At 41.7% G+C, this 18,739-nt stretch carries 16 protein-coding genes; all 16 read left to right on the top strand.

From position 1 onward, the window contains the following. Position 1 precedes the first annotated feature (1 nt). Positions 2–511, top strand: coding sequence for an acyltransferase (locus HMPREF0581_RS00955; RefSeq protein WP_036379486.1), 510 nt, complete (start codon positions 2–4; stop codon positions 509–511). 29 nt (positions 512–540) lie between these two features. Then, the gene (locus HMPREF0581_RS00950) at positions 541–1,854 is read left to right on the top strand and encodes a nucleotide sugar dehydrogenase (protein WP_036379547.1); all 1,314 of its coding nucleotides are present in this window, start codon (positions 541–543) and stop codon (positions 1,852–1,854) included. A 51-nt stretch (positions 1,855–1,905) separates the two neighbouring features. Beyond that, positions 1,906–2,982: a Gfo/Idh/MocA family protein gene (locus tag HMPREF0581_RS00945; protein WP_036379484.1), complete on the top strand. Its 1,077-nt coding sequence runs from the start codon at positions 1,906–1,908 to the stop codon at positions 2,980–2,982. 15 nt (positions 2,983–2,997) lie between these two features. Next, positions 2,998–4,128 carry a DegT/DnrJ/EryC1/StrS family aminotransferase gene (locus HMPREF0581_RS00940; protein ID WP_036379481.1) on the top strand — a complete coding sequence of 377 codons (1,131 nt, stop codon included), beginning with the start codon at positions 2,998–3,000 and terminating at the stop codon, positions 4,126–4,128. 2 nt (positions 4,129–4,130) lie between these two features. Further along, positions 4,131–5,408 carry an oligosaccharide flippase family protein gene (locus HMPREF0581_RS00935; protein WP_036379480.1) on the top strand — a complete coding sequence of 426 codons (1,278 nt, stop codon included), beginning with the start codon at positions 4,131–4,133 and terminating at the stop codon, positions 5,406–5,408. A 30-nt stretch (positions 5,409–5,438) separates the two neighbouring features. After that, a complete protein-coding gene (locus HMPREF0581_RS00930) occupies positions 5,439–6,617 on the top strand; it encodes an LCP family glycopolymer transferase (RefSeq protein WP_051426868.1) in 1,179 nt (392 codons plus the stop codon). After that, positions 6,598–7,461 (top strand): LicD family protein, encoded by an 864-nt coding sequence (locus HMPREF0581_RS00925; RefSeq protein WP_084645294.1) that lies wholly within the window; start codon positions 6,598–6,600, stop codon positions 7,459–7,461. Before HMPREF0581_RS00930 ends, HMPREF0581_RS00925 begins: the two co-directional genes overlap by 20 nt. 30 nt (positions 7,462–7,491) lie before the next feature. Beyond that, positions 7,492–8,754, top strand: a complete 1,263-nt coding sequence (locus HMPREF0581_RS00920) for a hypothetical protein (RefSeq protein ID WP_156918776.1) — start codon at positions 7,492–7,494, stop codon at positions 8,752–8,754. Further along, the gene (locus tag HMPREF0581_RS00915; RefSeq protein ID WP_036379475.1) at positions 8,723–9,820 is read left to right on the top strand and encodes a glycosyltransferase; all 1,098 of its coding nucleotides are present in this window, start codon (positions 8,723–8,725) and stop codon (positions 9,818–9,820) included. Before HMPREF0581_RS00920 ends, HMPREF0581_RS00915 begins: the two co-directional genes overlap by 32 nt. Further along, a complete protein-coding gene (locus HMPREF0581_RS00910; protein WP_036379473.1) occupies positions 9,810–10,415 on the top strand; it encodes a YveK family protein in 606 nt (201 codons plus the stop codon). Before HMPREF0581_RS00915 ends, HMPREF0581_RS00910 begins: the two co-directional genes overlap by 11 nt. A gap of 39 nt (positions 10,416–10,454) precedes the next feature. Then, positions 10,455–11,324, top strand: coding sequence for a LicD family protein (locus HMPREF0581_RS00905; RefSeq protein WP_051426866.1), 870 nt, complete (start codon positions 10,455–10,457; stop codon positions 11,322–11,324). Next, on the top strand, positions 11,312–13,132 hold the full coding sequence (locus tag HMPREF0581_RS00900) for an aminotransferase class I/II-fold pyridoxal phosphate-dependent enzyme (protein WP_036379471.1): 1,821 nt from the start codon (positions 11,312–11,314) through the stop codon (positions 13,130–13,132). Before HMPREF0581_RS00905 ends, HMPREF0581_RS00900 begins: the two co-directional genes overlap by 13 nt. 98 nt (positions 13,133–13,230) lie before the next feature. Beyond that, positions 13,231–14,292, top strand: coding sequence for an NAD/NADP-dependent octopine/nopaline dehydrogenase family protein (locus HMPREF0581_RS08440; RefSeq protein ID WP_084645293.1), 1,062 nt, complete (start codon positions 13,231–13,233; stop codon positions 14,290–14,292). 16 nt (positions 14,293–14,308) lie between these two features. Next, complete coding sequence (gene wecB, locus HMPREF0581_RS00890; RefSeq protein ID WP_036379468.1) at positions 14,309–15,433, top strand: non-hydrolyzing UDP-N-acetylglucosamine 2-epimerase; 1,125 nt, start codon at positions 14,309–14,311, stop codon at positions 15,431–15,433. Positions 15,434–15,544: 111 nt separating this feature from the next. After that, positions 15,545–17,437: a GH25 family lysozyme gene (locus HMPREF0581_RS08175; protein WP_051426865.1), complete on the top strand. Its 1,893-nt coding sequence runs from the start codon at positions 15,545–15,547 to the stop codon at positions 17,435–17,437. Positions 17,438–17,649: 212 nt separating this feature from the next. Further along, positions 17,650–18,711, top strand: a complete 1,062-nt coding sequence (locus HMPREF0581_RS08170) for an NAD/NADP-dependent octopine/nopaline dehydrogenase family protein (protein WP_051426864.1) — start codon at positions 17,650–17,652, stop codon at positions 18,709–18,711. Positions 18,712–18,739: the final 28 nt, after the last annotated feature.

Here is an 18,739-nt window from a genome sequence, read left to right as displayed (position 1 = left end):
AATGGCAGATTACTTTGTACACGAAAGCAGCTATGTTGACGATAATGTCGAGATAGGCAAAGGCACTAAAATATGGCACTTTTGTCATGTTCAGAGCGGTGCAAAAATCGGAGAGAATTGTTCTTTGGGACAGAATGTAAATGTTGCAAATAATGTACATATCGGTGACCGCGTCAAGATTCAGAACAATGTGTCTGTATACGAGGGTGTTATTCTTGAAGATGGTGTCTTCTGTGGGCCTTCGTGCGTATTTACAAACGACTTAACACCAAGAGCGCGTTACCCAAAGGGCTCCGAGAACTATGGCAAGACGCTTGTCAAAGAAGGAGCATCCATCGGCGCAAATGCCACAATCGTGTGCGGTCATACTGTAGGTAAATGCGCTATGGTAGCAGCCGGTGCTGTAGTGACAAAAGATGTACCGGATTACACGCTTGTAGTGGGAGTTCCGGCAGTTCCAGCGGCTAAGCTTGATGAATACGGCAATATAATCGAATGGTTCAACAGATAACTCGGTCAGAAAAGGGGATTAATATGAGCATGAAGGAAAGGTTACTCGAGAAAATCGCAAAGCGCGACATTACTGTGGGAGTTGTAGGCCTGGGATACGTAGGGCTTCCGCTTGCTGTCGAAAAGGCCAAGGCGGGTTTCAAGACCATCGGCTTCGATGTGCAGGAAGAAAAAGTTAAGATGGTTAATGAGGGACACAACTACATTGGGGATGTAGTAAACGAAGATCTCAAGGAGCTAGTGGAGAGCGGCAAGATGAAGGCTACATCAGACTTTTCATTCGTAAAGGATGTCAATTTCATCGCAATATGCGTGCCAACTCCTCTTGACAAGCATCAGGAACCTGACATCAGCTATGTAAAGTCATCGGCAGAGGCTATTTCCAATCACCTGTCTCGTGACACGATGGTTGTGCTTGAGTCCACAACTTATCCGGGAACTACAGAGGAGCTTTTGCTTCCAATACTGGAAGAGGGCTCCGGACTAAAGTGCGGAGAAGACTTCTATCTCGGGTTTTCGCCGGAGCGCGTTGACCCGGGGAACCTGATTTACAAGACAAAGAACACTCCAAAGGTAGTTGGTGCAGTTGGTAAGGAGGCGACAGAAGTAATTTCCGCGATGTATAGAGAGGTTCTCGAGGGGGAAATATACGAGGTTTCCTCACCTGCTATCGCAGAAATGGAGAAAATACTGGAGAACACTTATAGAAATATCAACATTGGTCTTGTGAACGAGCTCGCAATGCTCTGCGACAAGATGGGAATTTCACTGTGGGAGGTAATCGAGGCAGCTAAGACTAAGCCATACGGCTTCCAGGCATTCTATCCGGGTCCCGGTCTCGGCGGACACTGCATCCCGCTGGATCCGTATTATCTGACATGGAAGGCAAGAGAATTCGGGTTCCACACATCTATGATTGAGAGCTCAATGATTATTAACGACAGGATGCCGGAGTACACAGTAGATAGAGCGTCATCGGTTCTTAACAACCACAAGAAGGCTCTCAACGGTGCCAGAGTCCTAGTGCTCGGGGTTGCTTACAAGAACAACATCGATGACTATAGAGAGAGCCCTGCGCTTAACGTAATCGATATCCTTAAGGACAGAGGCGCGGAGACAGATTTCTATGATCCATGGATTTCAAAATATAAGAGACATGGTAAATGGTACAATGGTATTAGCGGGATAAACGCAGATATAATCAAGGGATATGACCTAATACTCGTTGCGACTGCACACGATGCATTTGACTATGAGATGATTAGAAAGAATGCAGTAGCAATATTCGATACTCGCAATGCATTCAAGGACGTGAAGGAAAGAGACAATATTTCTCTCCTATAAGCCCGGCAAAATACAATTAACAAAGCAATGAGATTTCCGGAGGATATGTAAATGAAATATGCATTGATTGGATGTGGTAGAATCGCAACAAATCACGTGACTGCTGCAGTAAATAATAATATGGAGATAGTTGCGGTATGCGATATCGTGCCAGAGAAGATGGAAGCGATTCTCAAAAAGCACGGCTTGGTTGATGACAAATCAATCAAGAGATATACTGACTACAAAAAGATGATTGAAGAGAATGAGCTTGAGCTTGTCAGTATCGCGACTGAAAGCGGAAAACATGCATCAATTGCGCTAGATGTAATCGATGCAGGTATTAACGTGATTATCGAGAAGCCGATGGCTATGAATATTGCTGATGCTGAAGAGATTATAAAGAGAGCCGCGGAGAAGAACGTAAAGGTCTCGGCTTGTCATCAGAACAGATTTAACGTAGCTATTCAGGAAGTAAGAAAGGCTATCGAAGGAGAGCGTTTCGGCAAGTTATCACACGCATCCATCAATGTCCGCTGGAACAGGAATAAGGGATATTACGACCAGGCTCCATGGAGAGGAACTTGGGAGGAAGATGGCGGCTGCCTCATGAATCAGTGCATCCACGGAATTGATCTTCTCAGATGGATGATGGGGGACGAGGTAGTGGAAGTTTATGGAGCAACCAGACAGCAGTTCCATGATTATTTAGAAGCTGAGGATGTCGGAGTAGCTGTGGTTAAGTTCAAGAACGGTGCTATCGGAACAATTGAGGGAACGACCAACGTATATCCTCAGAATCTCGAAGAGACACTGTATATATTTGGAGAAAACGGAACAGTAAAGGTTGGTGGAAAGTCCACCAACACCATTGACGTGTGGGATTTCAAAGACGAGACCGCTGAAGACGAGAAGAACAAGGGTCTCGAGGAAGAGACAAGCAATGTATATGGCAATGGGCACACAAGCCTGTTCGCAGACGTAATCGAAGCAATCAATGATGACAGAGCTCCTTACGTAGACGGAGTTGCCGGGAGAAATGCACTGGAGATGGTTCTCGCTATTTACAAGAGCCAGAAGGAAGGCGTTCCGGTTAAGCTTCCATTGACAGATTTTGCAAGCACTGATATGCGAGGCGAATTCAAGTAGAAGCGGAGGAAGATAATGGAATTTAGAGATTTAAAAAAACAGTATGCTGTGCTCAAAAATGATATAGATCGCCATATTGATGAAGTCATTGCCAGCAGCAGATTTATCGGAGGCCGCAAGGTTTCAGAGCTTGAGGAAAAGCTGGCGGCATACGTTGGTACAAAGCACTGCGTTACATGTGCAAACGGAACAGATGCACTTGAACTCGCACTTATGGCTTGGGGAGTAGGAAAAGGAGATGCTGTATTCGTTCCTGACTTCACATTCTTTTCATCCGGCGAGATTGTGGCAATTCTAGGAGCTACACCTGTTTTTGTCGACGTAGATGAAGATACTTTCAACATGAACTCTGTTTCGCTGGAGAAAGCGATAAATGAAGTTATAGCGGACGGCGAACTTAAGCCGAGGGTAGTTATTCCTGTTGATCTCTTTGGACTACCGGCTAACTTCGTTAAGCTAAGAAAGATTGCCGACAAGTACGGTCTCAAGATCCTCGAGGATGGAGCTCAGGGCTTCGGAGGCGAGATTGACGGCAAGAGAGCGTGCAGCTTTGGAGATATCTCAACGACTTCGTTCTTCCCGGCAAAGCCACTCGGTTGCTACGGAGACGGGGGTGCAATCTTTACAGACGATGATGAAGCAGCAGAACTCATCAGGTCATACTGTGTGCACGGAAAGGGCAAGATGAAGTACGACAATGTGCGCATCGGAATGAATTCCAGACTCGATGCTATTCAGGCGGGCATCCTTCTTCCTAAGCTGGCAGCATTTGCAGAGTATGAAATAAAAGATGTTAACGCAGCAGCTGCGAAGTACACAGAGCTTCTGAAGGGCATGGTAACTACACCGGTAATTCCTGAAGGATTCCTGAGCAGCTGGGCGCAGTACACGATAAAGCTTGATAGCAGAGAACAGAGAGATGCGCTTCAGGGATTCCTCAGGGAGAGATCAATTCCTTCGATGATTTACTATCCAAAGCAGATGCACAAGCAGGAGGCATTTGACGGCGAGAAAAATTACGAGATAGACTACTCGGTGACGAATAAACTTTGCGATACGGTTCTGTCCCTACCGATCCACCCATACATTTCAGATGAGGATGTGGATGAAGCTGTATCGGTGATTAAGGAGTTTTTAGGTCAATAAGTATGCAGGAGAAAATTAAATTTATATACCAGAAAGGCTTAGTGCATATAATGGGATCTGGGCTCCTCAATAAGGTGTTTACGTTTATTGGAAATGTCTTTGTAGTCAGGTTCCTAACAAAGCATGAATATGGCGTTTTCGGATATGCGGATAACATCATGTCCTTCTTCTTGATCCTGAACGGAATGGGCATTATATACGGAATGCTGCAGTTCTGCTCGGAGCAGAGACCAGAAAAAGAAAAAGAAGCTTACTATTGGTTTTCGCTTAAATTCGGAATGCTCTTTAACTTTGCAATAGCGATAGGCGTGTTCATATGCGCCCTCTTTGCACCGTTAAAGGTGGATGCGGCAAGACCTGTGTTGATGGCATACTCGCTGTACCCGTTAACATACTACATATATCAGTACTATTGTTTGTTGATGCGATGCAAGCGAGAGAACAAAAGATTCGCTCTTTTATCAAACCTCAACGCCTTCATTTATATGGTTGTTGAGATTGTCGGAGCTTATTATATAAAAGTAAGTGGAATTATCATTGCTCTTTACCTTGCTACGATAATTACTTCATTCTTCGGGATGAGATTTTACTCAATCAGGACACTCAGGAACGCACATTACCTTTCAAAGCATCAGAAGCTTGAACTGATTAAGTATTCAGCATATGTGTGCGCAAACACGATGATTTCAAACCTGTTGATACTGATGGACGTATTTTTGATAGGTTATATAATAGTGAGTCCTGAAAAGATCGCTATATATAAGGTTGCGGCAACAATACCCGAGGCCTTGATAGTTATACCAAATAGTGTCGTGATGTTCGTATATCCGTATTTCGCAGAGCATAACATGGAGTACGGGTGGACAAAGACCAACGCAAAACGTCTACTCGGAATTACAGCTATTATGAATTTTGTTATTGCCGGATTGCTATTTATTCTAGCTCCGTGGATAATAAAATTATTATGGGGTGCTAAGTATATCGGTGCAGTTACAGTATTCAGAATCCTTTCAGTTAACTACTTCGTGTCATCTACGTTTAGAGTTAACGTGAGCAATTTGCTCGCCAGCTTACGAAAGGTAAAACTGAACTTTTACATTAATATTGTTGCGGGTATAAGCAACGTTGTGTTAGATGCTGTGCTAATCAAGCAAATAGGAATTGAAGGTGCGGCATGGGCGACTCTGACAGTCGTTGTAATAACTACTGTGATGCTGATACCAGCGCTGATACACAGCATACGTAATCTTAAGAAACCGGAGTCTGCAGACAGTTTATAGACTGGCGATTTTAAAGAATGGAGCTTAAACATGAGTAATGCAAGACAATATCGCAAAAGCAAGTTCAACACGTTTACCAAGATATGGTCGTTACTTTATCTAGTGGCATTATTAGTATTTGTAACATCAATGCTTGTACTTGATGTTATTCCTTCAAAGATCCTGTTATTGGCATTCGTGGTGCTTCTGATAATCAGCGGAGTGTTTTTTGTACAGCTGTTTAAAGACAACATCAAAAGATCCAGAAAGGTAATTGCCTTTATTCTGAGTCTGATACTGATGATTGTTTATATTGTCGGAACCGCATACGCGTTCGCTACACACGAGTTCCTAGGGCAGGTTACCGCTAAGAAAAAGGCGGAGGATGCGGTAGACGTAACGAGCAAGCCATTTAACATTTACATAAGCGGCATGGACACTACCGGTAAAATCACTGATGAAGCTCGTAGTGATGTTAATATGATTATTACAGTAAATCCTAAAACGCATAAAATACTAATGACTTCAATTCCAAGAGACTATCTCGTTGAGCTTCAGAATGGAGAAAAGGATAAGCTGACTCATACCGGATTGATGGGTATAAATGAGACTACTTCTGATGTAGAAGATCTCCTAGGTATTAAGATTAACTATTATGTAAAGGTTAACTACAATACGCTCAAAGACTTAGTAAATTCCATCGGTGGAATCACTATCAACTCTGATAAAGCATTCATATCATATATAGGCAGATATCAGTTCGTAAAAGGTGAGAATGAGCTTGATGGTGCGAAGGCACTCGCATACGCAAGAGAGAGGCGCGCTTACAGCGATGGCGATAATCACCGAGTTCGTAACCAGCAGGAGGTTCTCAAGGCAATTGTGAACAAGCTTACCGGTTCGACTACATTACTGACTAGATATAACAAGATACTAAAGTACCTTGCTCCAACTATGGAGATGAACCTTACAAGAGCAGAGCTCAAGGCGCTAGTAAAGTTCCATCTCGGAAAGCATCCTAATTGGGAGTTCGAGTCTAATTCATTAGAAGGCTTTGATGCATTCTCGCCTGTATACTCATCAGGCAATCAGCGGCTATACGTTATGAAGCCGGATGAAGCGAGTATAAAGAAGGCGCGCCAGAAGATAAAAGAGATTCAAAACCCAAAGTCAAAGAATAATAGCGATAAAGATCTTGAGAGTGAGAGCAATGATGATGACAACCTATAATGTGGATGCATTTCCGGAGATAAAGGACGTTCAAAGAGTTGAACTCGAGATCTTAATGAAGGTAGCAAGGCTTTGCGAGGAGAGAGGGTTTACGTATTTTATTGAAAGCGGTTCTGCTCTTGGTGCTGTTAGGCATGGTGGATTTATCCCGTGGGATGACGATATTGACATCGGTATGCCACGCCAAGATTATGAGAAGTTCTTGGAAATTGCACAAGAAGAATTAGGAGAAAACTACTTTGTGCAGACTAGGAAGACTGATCCTAAGGCACCATTTTCATTTGCCAAGGTGCGAAAGAACGGTACGACTTTCCTTGAGTGGAACAAGCGTAATATCAAGATGCATCACGGAATTTATATCGATGTATTCCCTTATGATGGTCTCCCTATTGATGGCCTTGATGAGCACATCGATAAGTGTCTTAAGCTCAACAAGATACAGTTTAAGAAATACATTCCTGACAGAGTAGGCATTCCTCATAAAGGCTTTAAGTGGAAGCTCGGTGCAATAGCAAGGAGGATGCAGCATTACCTTTTAAAGATGTATCCGGAAAGCCTGCTCGAAGGAAAGATTGAAAAAGAGTATATGCGCCATGAGATAAAGCCGAATGAACACGGATTTTGCACGTGTTTCTCGTTTGTTGATAGAATAATCTTCCCAAACGAGATGCTTTTCCCTCCTCAGAAAATTATGTTTGAAGGGGAGGAGTTCTATGCGCCTGCAAAACTCGAAGAATATTTAACACTTATGTATGGTGATTATATGCAACTGCCTTCAGTCGAAGACCGTGTCGGTCATAGACCTGTAGAGGTATCGGTTACAGAGGAACTGGTTACTCACTAGGAATAGGTGTAGCTGTGAAAGGACTGGATTGTGCTAATTTTACTGTCGTGGATTTTAAATATACTTGTTCTACTATATGAGTGGAGGAAAAAGTCGCTTGGGATGGTTCTCTGGGCGATGCTCTTTGTAGTATTTACAATCCCTAATACGGCACATGCATATTCAGGAGATTACTCCGAAGTGACAATTGCTAATGCGACCATGATAGCGGTTCTATTCATGACACTTTACATGTTCACGAGGTTTATCTACTTTGCCAAGTTTAATGCTGAAAAGCTTGAGATGGAGGTTAATGATTTTAAGGAAACTCCGGATGCACTCTTTCGTATGATATTCTGTGTATACCTGCTATGTTTTGTGATCGTTGCAGCGGGATTCTACGGCAGAGGTTATTCTCTATTTAACTCTACATGGACACAAACACTTGATATGCCGCAAACTTCAATCGAAATAATGGCAGGAAAGATAATGGTTGCCTTCTCAGGAATCGGATTTGCCTGCCTTTGCAAGAAGAAGTATCTGTGCTTCATAATCGCTTTCGGGATCTACGTATTCTGCGCACTTTATTCAAAATCAAGATACAATCTACTGGGCTTTGTAACACCATTCATTATTTATTTCTTATTCAACAAGAATAATAAGAAGGTGGCAATTGGAATATCGGCGGGTGTGATACTGGTATTTTCAGTGTTTGTTTTTCAACAAATCAGGTGGCTTGGAGATATAAGTCTTCTGCCGAAGGTAGGAATAGGAGAAATTCTTAAGCGTTCTGTCGACTACATGCGAAGAGGAGAAGGGGAGCTGGGGCTCGTAAAGGCTTATTACTACTTTGTAGAGCACAACAACAACTTCCCTAAATTCGGATTAGCGCTGGGTTATATGAGGTTGGCGCTCTTATTTGTGCCGACGAGCATTGCCAAGTTTAAGCCAAGAGACTTTGCGATAGATATGTACAAAGAATGGAAGCATATAGACAACCCACGAGGCACAATGCATCCAACTCTGTTTGGAGATACATTTGCAAACTTTGGTTTCATGAGCTTCATGATGGGTATTGTGTACGGAATATTAGTGTCGTTTATCGATGAGATCATCAAGGTTACTAAGGATCCGACGATGAGATGCATGAAGGTTAGTATGGTCTGCACATTATTCATCCTGATTGGAAGAGGTGCGACGTACAATGCCATATTTAACTACATTGTCGGGGCGCTCGCTCTGGATATAATATACGCTGTTTATAAGATATGGAGGAGAGCAAGTGAAGATACTGTTTATCAGCGCAGCAAATAAAAACTTTGACGGTAGAACCAGAGCGATACTCGATGTTCTTAATTCATTTGCTGATGTCATAGAGATAACGACAACTCAAGGAGATGATTTCGCGGAAAATAATTCATATTATGTGAACTACAGGTCATATAAAGAGTTCATACGCAAGGCTGTTGAAATAGGCAAAGGTCAAAGAGATGTAGACTTTATATTTGCAGACAACAGAAAAGCAACTGTGCCGACGCTAAAGCTTAACAAGCTTATCAAGCCGAAGGCTGTGATATACGATGCTCGAGAACTGTATTTACAAAGGGAGACGCATGGCTTCGTAAGTAAGATTGGATGCTTCTTTGAATCTCGAATGCTCGCAAAGGCGAGCCTTACAGTTTGTGCCAATGAAGAGCGCAAAGAAGTGATGAAGAGAGAGTATGGCAAGATAGGTGCGATTCTCGTATTTGAGAATTTTAGAAAACTGTCGTATTCAGAGGATTACTCTGAAGAAGTTCTCAATCTCAAGTTTGACTATCTAAACAATGATGATTCGTTTAAAATCGTATCAACGGCGGGCTGTGAGCTTGAAAGAGGTACAAAAGAGTTGATCGAGGCAGCAGCAAACCTTGACTTTAACAATACACTTTACCTGGTAGGATGCAAGGAAAATACAGATAAGCAAGAGATTGAGGCGTTTATTGAAGATAAAGGAATACAGAACGTCAAACTGGTACCAAGGCTTAATCAGAACGAACTCAAGTACTTCGTTTCAAAATGCGACGCAGGAATTGCTATGTATCATAAGAAGAATTCGAACAACCTCTACTGCTCATCAGGAAAGGTTTACGAATACGCATATGAAGGGATTGCGGTTGCAACGACTGACAATCCCCCGATGAGGAGAATTTTAGACGAATATGGTATCGGAGCATATGATAGTGACATAGAGAAGGCCTTGATAAGTGTTCACGACAATATAGATGCTATTAAGGAGAATATAAAGAAGTTTGTTGAGAACCAAGTGGTTGAGAAGAAGCAAGAAGAATTTTCAGTCGATTTAAGAAAGTACATGGAGGATTTACAAAATGGAAAATAGTTTTGAGAAGAAAATTATCAGGCTAGTGAAGAAGTATGCTGTCGTAATGATTATATGCATAGCAGTGTGCGCCATTGTTATGGCTAAGGTCGAAGGGTCAAAGGCAAGCACTTCCTATAAAGCGAAGATCACTGTGGCTATTACATCTGTAAATGGTTATCAGAATAGTACTCTAGATGACATAAAGAAGAATCAGGAACTTGTTGGACTCTATGCAAAGATTTCAACATCCTCGAAGACTCTAGATGCTGCAGCAAAATACGCAGGATTAGATGACAAAGGCAGAGAGTCGCTCAATTCGAGAGTTGCCGTTGATGTGGCAAAGGAAGGTCAGTTTGTAGACATCTACGTAACCGGCGTGAATGAAGAAGAAACTCTTAAGCTCGCAGATGCAGAGGCTAAGGCCTTCTTAGAGGTGGGAAAGGAGATAAGGGGAGAAGATATGCTCAAAGTTATCTCGATGCCAAGAAAGCCGCTTGAAGCTGAGAGTGTTAGCAAGAAGGGTTACTATGTGACAGGTGGAGTTGCAGGACTTTTCGTTGGAATCATAGTAAGCGCATTCCTGGAGGTTAGAAGGAAGAAGCTCGATAAATAGATGATCTTTAGAGATTTAGAGTTGGAATAAGGTGTTAAGATGGCAGACATAAAGACAGACGATTATACGAAGAATTTCCCCGAATTGAAGTCTGTACAAAAAATCGAATTAGACATCCTTATTGAATTAGATAAGATTTGTAGGAAGAACAACCTGTGTTATTTTTTGGATAGCGGGACAGCTCTTGGAGCCGTGAGACACAAGGGGTTTATACCGTGGGATGATGATATTGATGTTGGAATGCCTAGGCCTGACTACAATAGATTTATGCGGATTGCGAAGGACGAACTGGGCGAAGCTTTCTTTCTCCAGAACTTAAAAACAGATCCAAAGGTTCCGTTCCCTTATGCAAAAATAAGAAAGAATGGCACAGCGTTTATCGAATGGAATAAGAGAAATATCAAGATGCATCATGGCATCTATATCGATATATTTCCCTACGACAGGCTACCGGAGGACGGTATAGACGAGTATATGGGCTACTGCAGGGAACTTAACCGCAAGCTGTTTAAGAGGAGAATTCCAGATAGAGTGGGGCTTCCTCAGTCTAATTTAAGATGGAAGATTGGAAAGGCTGCGAGAAGGCTTCAGTATCTAGCGATGCAATTTAGCTCTGAGAAAAAACTCCTAGAGAAGCTCAATCATGATTACACAAAATATTCGGGCCTCGGATTTGATTCAGGGAAGTCGACATGCCATTCTTTTTCCAGTAGAATAGCCTTCCCAAACGAGATGTTATTTCCGCCAATAGAAGTAGAATTTGAAGGGCATAGTTTCTTTGCACCGGCTGATGTGGACGCATATCTTACTGCTATATATGGTGACTACATGAAACTTCCGCCCTACAAGGACAGGATAGGACACAGACCGTTTGTGATATCATTGGAGGAGAAGAGATGCAAGCGTTAATATTGGCCGCAGGAATGGGTAAGCGGTTAAAGAAGCTTACAAGCAATAATACTAAATGCATGGTCAAAGTCAATGGCGTGACTATGATTGAACGGATGCTCAACCAAATCGATAAGCGAGGAGTATCCAGAATTATTATGGTTGTGGGATATGAGAAGGATAAACTTAAGGAATATATAGATTCTCTAGGGATTGTCACACCAATTCTATATATAGATAATCCAATATATGAAAAGACGAATAACATATATTCGCTATCGCTAGCCTCCGATTACTTAGTGGAAGAGGATACACTCCTCTTTGAGAGCGATTTAATTTTCGAAGATAGCGTGCTTGATGCTATTCTTGATGATCCGCGTGAAACCTTGGCGCTTGTGGACAAATATGAAAGTTGGATGGATGGGACTGTTGTAAAAATTGATAATGATGATAATATTATCGATTTTGTACCGGGAAAAAATTTTGTGTTTGAAGATATCCCACATTATTATAAGACTGTAAATATATACAAATTTGCCAAGAGTTTTTCAGCTAATAAATATTTGCCTTTTCTTAATGCCTACCAAAAAGCATTGGGTGTTAATGAATACTACGAACAGGTGCTCAAAGTTATTACTATGATTGATAAGCCCGAAATTCATGCTAAAAGACTTACGGGACAGAAGTGGTATGAGATAGATGATGTGCAGGATTTAGATATAGCAGAAAGCATATTTAGCAAGAGTAGTGGTGAGTGCTATGCTGCGATTAGTGGAAGATTTGGAGGGTACTGGAGATATCCGAAGATGCTTGATTTCTGTTATTTAGTAAACCCTTATTATCCACCACAGAGACTTATGGATGAGTTAAAGGCTAATATGGAGATATTACTAACTCAGTACCCGTCAGGGATGAGGGTTGTCAGTCTGCTTGCGGCTAAAAATTACGGAGTTGATCAAGAAAGTATAGTGGTAGGAAATGGGGCAGCAGAACTCATAAAGTCCATTATAGAAGAATCTGTCGGTAAAATAGGTTTTATACGACCATCCTTCGAAGAGTATTATAATCGTTATGATAAAGATATAAGTGTGGTGTTTAGACCGAATACTGATGATTTTTCGTACTCTACTGATGATTTGATTGAGTTTTTCGGGGATAAAAACATTTCCTCTCTTGTTTTGGTTAATCCGGACAATCCGTCAGGTAATTATATACCAAAAGATGATGTTTTAAAAATTGCACAATGGTGTGAGGACTGTCATATACAATTAATATATGACGAGTCATTTATAGATTTTGCTGAGGAAAAGCATGCGTCTATAATTTCCGATGGGAATTTTGAAAAATTCCCTAATCTACTAGTTATAAAATCGATATCTAAGTCATATGGTGTCCCCGGGCTTAGACTGGGAATATGCGTGTCTGCCAATCATGAGAAAATCGCCAACCTGAAGAACTCTGTTTCAATTTGGAATATCAATTCGTTTGCAGAGTTTTACTTGCAGATAGCAGAAAAATACGATAAAAGCTACGCAGAGGGGCTCGATAGAATTAAGGAAGCACGTAAAAAGTACGTTGAAGGTTTAAAGTGTATAGAACAAATTCGAGTGTTCCCTTCAGAGGCGAACTATATAATGATCGAAATTCTCAAGCCTTACAGGGCATCAGAGCTTTGCAACAGGATGCTTAAAGAGTATTCAATACTTGTCAAGGATCTAAGTAACAAATTCGATTATACTGGAAGACAGTTTATTAGGATTGCTGTAAAAACAGAAGACGAGAACGCCAAACTAGTATCGGCATTGAGAGATTGTTTCTCTAAAATTTAACTGAGTGAATTAATGGTAAAGTATAAGTATAACTTATGTAAATGTATAAGCTGTACTTATGCTGATATTTTATACATAATCGGGAGCTTGGGGGAAAGATGAAGATAGCAATTATCGGAGGCGGAAATATAGGAACCTTGATGGCGGCTGAATTTGCATTTCGAGGACATGATGTCAAGATATACAGTAGACGACCAGCTGATTGGAGTGACGCTATTGAAGTTTATGATGCTGACGACAATTTTTTATTTTGTAGCAGTAATATAACGGTTTGTTCAGAGCTTGTGGAAACAATTTGTGATGCAGAGTTAATTTGGATTACGACACCTGCATCAACTTTCAATGAATTTGCAAGTAGACTGGAGCCAATTGTCAACAAAAGACAAATCTTGTGTGTAGTACCTGGACTTGGTGGTGCCGAGTTTGCATTTTATAAACTTATAAAAAAGGGTATAATGTTATTAGGGATGCAGAGGGTACACAGCATTGCAAGATTAAAAAAGTATGGACATTCTGTGTATATGTTAGGCAGGAAGGACAATTTACACATTGCTACAATTCCTGCGAGTGAAGCGAGACGGTATCAAGAAGTAATAGAAAATTTATTTTCTATTACCACTATGACGTTGCCGAACTATCTAAACATAACATTGACCCCCTCTAACCCAATATTGCATACAACAAGACTGTATTCTTTATTTCATGCAAAACAGGTAGATTACGAGTACACAGATAACCCGCTGTTCTATGAGAGCTGGGATGATGAAAGCTCTGAGATTATGTTGAAATGCGATAACGAGTTAATAAACATATGTAGTAAAATTCCGTTGGACATTTCGGGTGTAAAACCTTTGAGTATTTATTATGAGAGCGACAATGTGGAGGCCATGACCTCTAAGATTAGCAGTATAAAAGCTTTTAAAGGGCTTTTGTCGCCTATGTACAAATCGGAAAATGGATGGAAGATAGACTGGAACTCACGATATTTCACTACGGACTTTTCATTTGGACTTAAGATTTTGATAGATATTGCGAAAATGTTTGAGATAAAAACTCCTGAAATGAACAAAGTATGGGAATGGTACTCAAGTATAGGAATTATGGAATCTGTTTTCCAAATGCCGGTGGATAAAGAACAATTCATAAAATGTTACAGATAATAATTTAGAGGTAGTCATGAAAAAGATTATGCTGGTCTTCGGGACAAGGCCGGAAGCAATTAAAATGTGCCCACTGGTAAAGGAATTGAAGAAGAGAGCGGGGTTAGAGACCTGCGTATGTGTAACCGGACAGCACAGACAGATGCTTGATCAGGTTCTCGAGACCTTTCATGTAATTCCGGATTATGACCTTTCGATAATGAAGGATAAGCAGACGCTCTTCGACGTTACGACTAACATTCTCGAAAAGATCAGAGAGGTGATAGTTAATGAGAATCCAGATGTTGTCCTTGTGCACGGAGACACGACGACGACATTCGTGACTGCTTTAGCGTGCTTCTATCTTCAGATTCCTGTTGGACACGTAGAAGCAGGGCTCAGAACATACAATATCAAGTCCCCGTTCCCTGAGGAGTTTAACAGGCAGGCAGTTGGAATTGTTGCGGAGTATAACTTTGCGCCAACAGAGAAAAGCAAGATGAATCTTGTTAGTGAAGGTAAGGATGCTGAGAGAATTTGGATTACAGGTAACACTGCGATTGATGCTCTTAATACGACGGTTAAGGACGATTACTCAAATGAGCATCTGGACTGGGCTTCAGATTCTAGGCTGATATTGATAACTGCGCACCGTAGGGAAAATCTCGGCGAGCCTATGCACAATATGTTTAGAGCGATTCGACATGTAATGGATGAGAATCCGGATGTAAAGGCGATTTATCCTATTCACATGAACCCGGCAGTAAGGCAGGCGGCAGAAGATGTATTTGGCGAGAGCGCTCCTGGTGGAAAGGAAGAACGCATCAGAATAATAGAGCCTCTCGACGTACTGGATTTCCACAACTTTATGAACCGCAGTTACCTGATCCTGACAGACTCTGGTGGAATTCAGGAGGAGGCGCCAAGTCTTGGAAAGCCTGTTCTGGTAATGAGAGACACTACCGAACGCCCGGAGGGTATTCAAGCAGGAACTCTCAAGCTGGTGGGAACTGAAGAGGAGACAATATATGAAGAATTTTCCAGACTTCTTACGGATAATGAAGAGTATATAGCAATGAATAGAGCGTCAAATCCTTATGGTGATGGACATGCCAGCGAACGTATCGCTGACATCTTAGAATTTGGTGAGATAAGAAGGTAATTAAATCAAATGCTTGCCATAGCAAAATTTAATATGATAAAATCAAACTAGTGCTGAGACGCGCATAACAACAAATTGCGAAATAAAGGAGAAAAAAGGAAGAACAGGATTGTGAAGAGGATTCAGATAAATGACATGGCTGAAACGGAGAAACTGCGTCATCATCTGATACTAATAGCAACATGTTTTACCATGATTATGGCTGGTTTCTGTTTAGTGGTTAATGCTGCAGGCAAAGAAGCTGTTGTAAACGAAGCTGCTAACAATGAAGTTACAGCTACAGAGGCAGCTGACCGTAATGATGGGGCAGTTGGTCAGGCTGAAGAAGAACATGAAGACAAAGAAGCTGATGCAGCAGATGGACAGACAGCGGATTCCACAACACAAGCTAGAGATACAACTTATGATGAAAATAATTATGTAAACGATGATGTTTTAGAAGCACCTGTAATTGCAGGTTCATGGAAGAAAGAGGCCGGCGGTTGGCGCTTCTACAACGGAGCAGGTGTAATGCAGACAGGTCTCTGCTCTATCGATGGTAAGAAATATTACTTCGGAACAAACGATGGACTTATGAAGACGAGCTGGCAGAAGATCGGTAGATACTACTATTACTTTGGCACAGACGGTGCGATGAAGACCGGCTGGCAGAAGATTGGTGGCTGCTGGTACTACTTTGATAAGGCGGGCGCAATGCTTATTGGCCATCAGGAACTGGATGGCAAGAAGTACTACTTCGGTGATCATAACGATGGAGTGATGAAGACCGGTTGGATATCAGTTGGAGAATTCCAGGAAAAAGGTAAAAAGATTGCTGATATCTGGTCATATTATGGTGCAGACGGAGCAGCTTTAAGGAACAGCTGGCTGAAGTACGGTGGGTATTGGTATTACTTCGATGAATTGTGCGAGATGGAGACCGATACCACTTTGATAGATGGAAAAGGTTACTATTTTGGCGGACCTAACGACGGCAGAATGAAGATCGGCTGGCAGCAGATAGAAGGGAAATGGGTATACTTGGGTACTGATGGTGCGGTGAGAACTGGCTGGCAACAGGTTGGTGGCTGCTGGTACTACCTGGGTAAGCACGGTGAAATGGAGACTGGTTTCAGAAACATCGATGGCGGCCTATACTGCCTAGGTAGCGATGGTGCTATGAAGACTGGTTGGCAGAAAAAATCCAATGACTGGTATTACTTCAATGCATCAGGCGCAGCAGTGAAGGGCTGGCAGTATGTCGGTGGAAACTGGTTCTACTTCGAAAAAGACCATAAAATGGTTAGAAACACAATTAAGGAGCTTGACAGCAAAAGGTACGCATTTAATGCCGATGGGGTAATGCTGTTTGGTACCTTTAAACTGAATGGGGAGACATACTTAACGGATGCTTCGGGAGCGATTGTTGATCAGCTAAAAGGTATCGACGTTTCCGAGTTTCAGGGAAATATCAACTGGCAGAAGGTAAAGGCTGCCGGAATAGACTTTGTAATCATCAGAGCAGGATATCGAGGCAAGAAGTACGGCACCCTTGCGAAGGATTCAAAGTTTGAGCAGAATATAGCAGGAGCAATCGCGGCAGGCCTAAAGGTTGGAGCGTACATGTTCTCTGAAGCGATAGATTATACAGAAGGAGCAGAAGAAGCAAGATACCTCGTATCTCTTATCAAAAAATACGATATAAAACTTCCGCTCGTAGTAGATACGGAGTATCAGAGTGGTGCAAGATCGAACGGCATTTCTGTTGCAGCAAGGACAACAGCTATAAAAGGATTCTGTGAGACAATCCAGGCGCTAGGGTATACTCCGATGATTTATGCAAGCACAAGTTGGCTAAACAACAACTTGGATATGAGGCATCTTAGTGCTTATAGGGTGTGGGTTGCTCAGTATTACAGCAAGGTGACATATAAGGGAAGATATGATGTCTGGCAGTACACAAGTAAAGGCAAGGTCGACGGTATAAGCGGCAATGTAGATATGAACTACTGGTATAACAGGTAGCTGACGATACACAAATTATATGGGAGGGTGATTAGCTCACCTTCCTTTTTCTGGGTTTAACGGTAAGATACGCCGTAAACCGTAAAATGCTTCTTAGTCAGTGAGTGCGTAAGCACTCACTGACTAAGAAGTTTATGCGCTTTAATAGCGATTTAAACACTTGGAATTACTGAAGTTGGCATTTTTGTTTATAATAAGGATTTAGAGGGAATATGAATATAGCAATTGTCGGAGGCGGAAATATGGGAACCTTGATGGCTGCAGAGTTTGCACATCAAGGTCATAATATCAAAATATATAGCAGGCGTCCAAACGACTGGAGTGATACTATCGAAGTTTATGATAGAGATGATAAGTTGTTGTTCTATAGCAGTAATATAATGATTTGTTCAGAGCTTGACAAAGCCGTCCGGGGCGTAGACATGATCTGTATTACGACACCTGCATCAACTTTCGATGAGTTTGCAAAGAGGCTGGAGCCACTTGTAAACGAAGGACAGACCTTGTTTGTAGTGCCCGGAAGTGGGGGTGCTGAATTTGCATTCTACAATCTCATTCAAAAGGGTATGATACTGCTGGGAATGCAAAGGGTACACAGCATTTCGAGGTTAAAAACGTACGGGCAATCCGTTTACATGCTGGGAAGAAAGGAAGAACTGCATATCGGCACAATTCCTGCGTATGCAGTGGATCGATATAAAGAAATAGTAGAAAATTTATTCTCGATTAAGACGGATACTTTACCGAATTATTTGAATGTAACGCTTACTCCATCTAATCCAATATTACATACAGCAAGACTGTATGCTTTGTTTCATGCACAACCTAGAGATTACGAATATGCAGATAACCCGTTATTTTATGAGGAATGGGATGATGAAAGTTCAGAGGTTTTACTCAATTTCAATGATGAATTGATGCAGATATGCGATAAGCTTCCGTTAGATGTGTCGGGTGTAATCTCTTTGCGTATATACTACGAGAGTGACAGCATAGAGTCAATGACAGCTAAGATTCGTAATATGGAGGAGCTTAAAGGACTTGGATCACCTATGTGTAAATCGGGAAATGGGTGGAAAGTAGACTGGAATTCAAGGTATTTCACTGCGGATTTCCCGTTTGGACTTAAGATTTTGATAGATATTGCGAAATTGTTTGATGTCGAAACTCCGGAAATGAATAAGGTATGGAAATGGTACTTAGGTACCGGAACGATAGAATCTGTATTCGAAATGCCGGTGGATAAAGAACAATTTATAGAATTTTACAAATAATAAATGAAATGAAATACTAACCGCAGCA

Origin of the sequence: Mogibacterium timidum ATCC 33093, assembly GCF_000525775.1 — a bacterium.
GTDB lineage: Bacteria > Bacillota > Clostridia > Peptostreptococcales > Anaerovoracaceae > Mogibacterium > Mogibacterium timidum.
The sequence above is the reverse complement of the archived record's forward strand: the minus strand, read 5'-3'. Positions and strand labels throughout refer to the sequence as shown.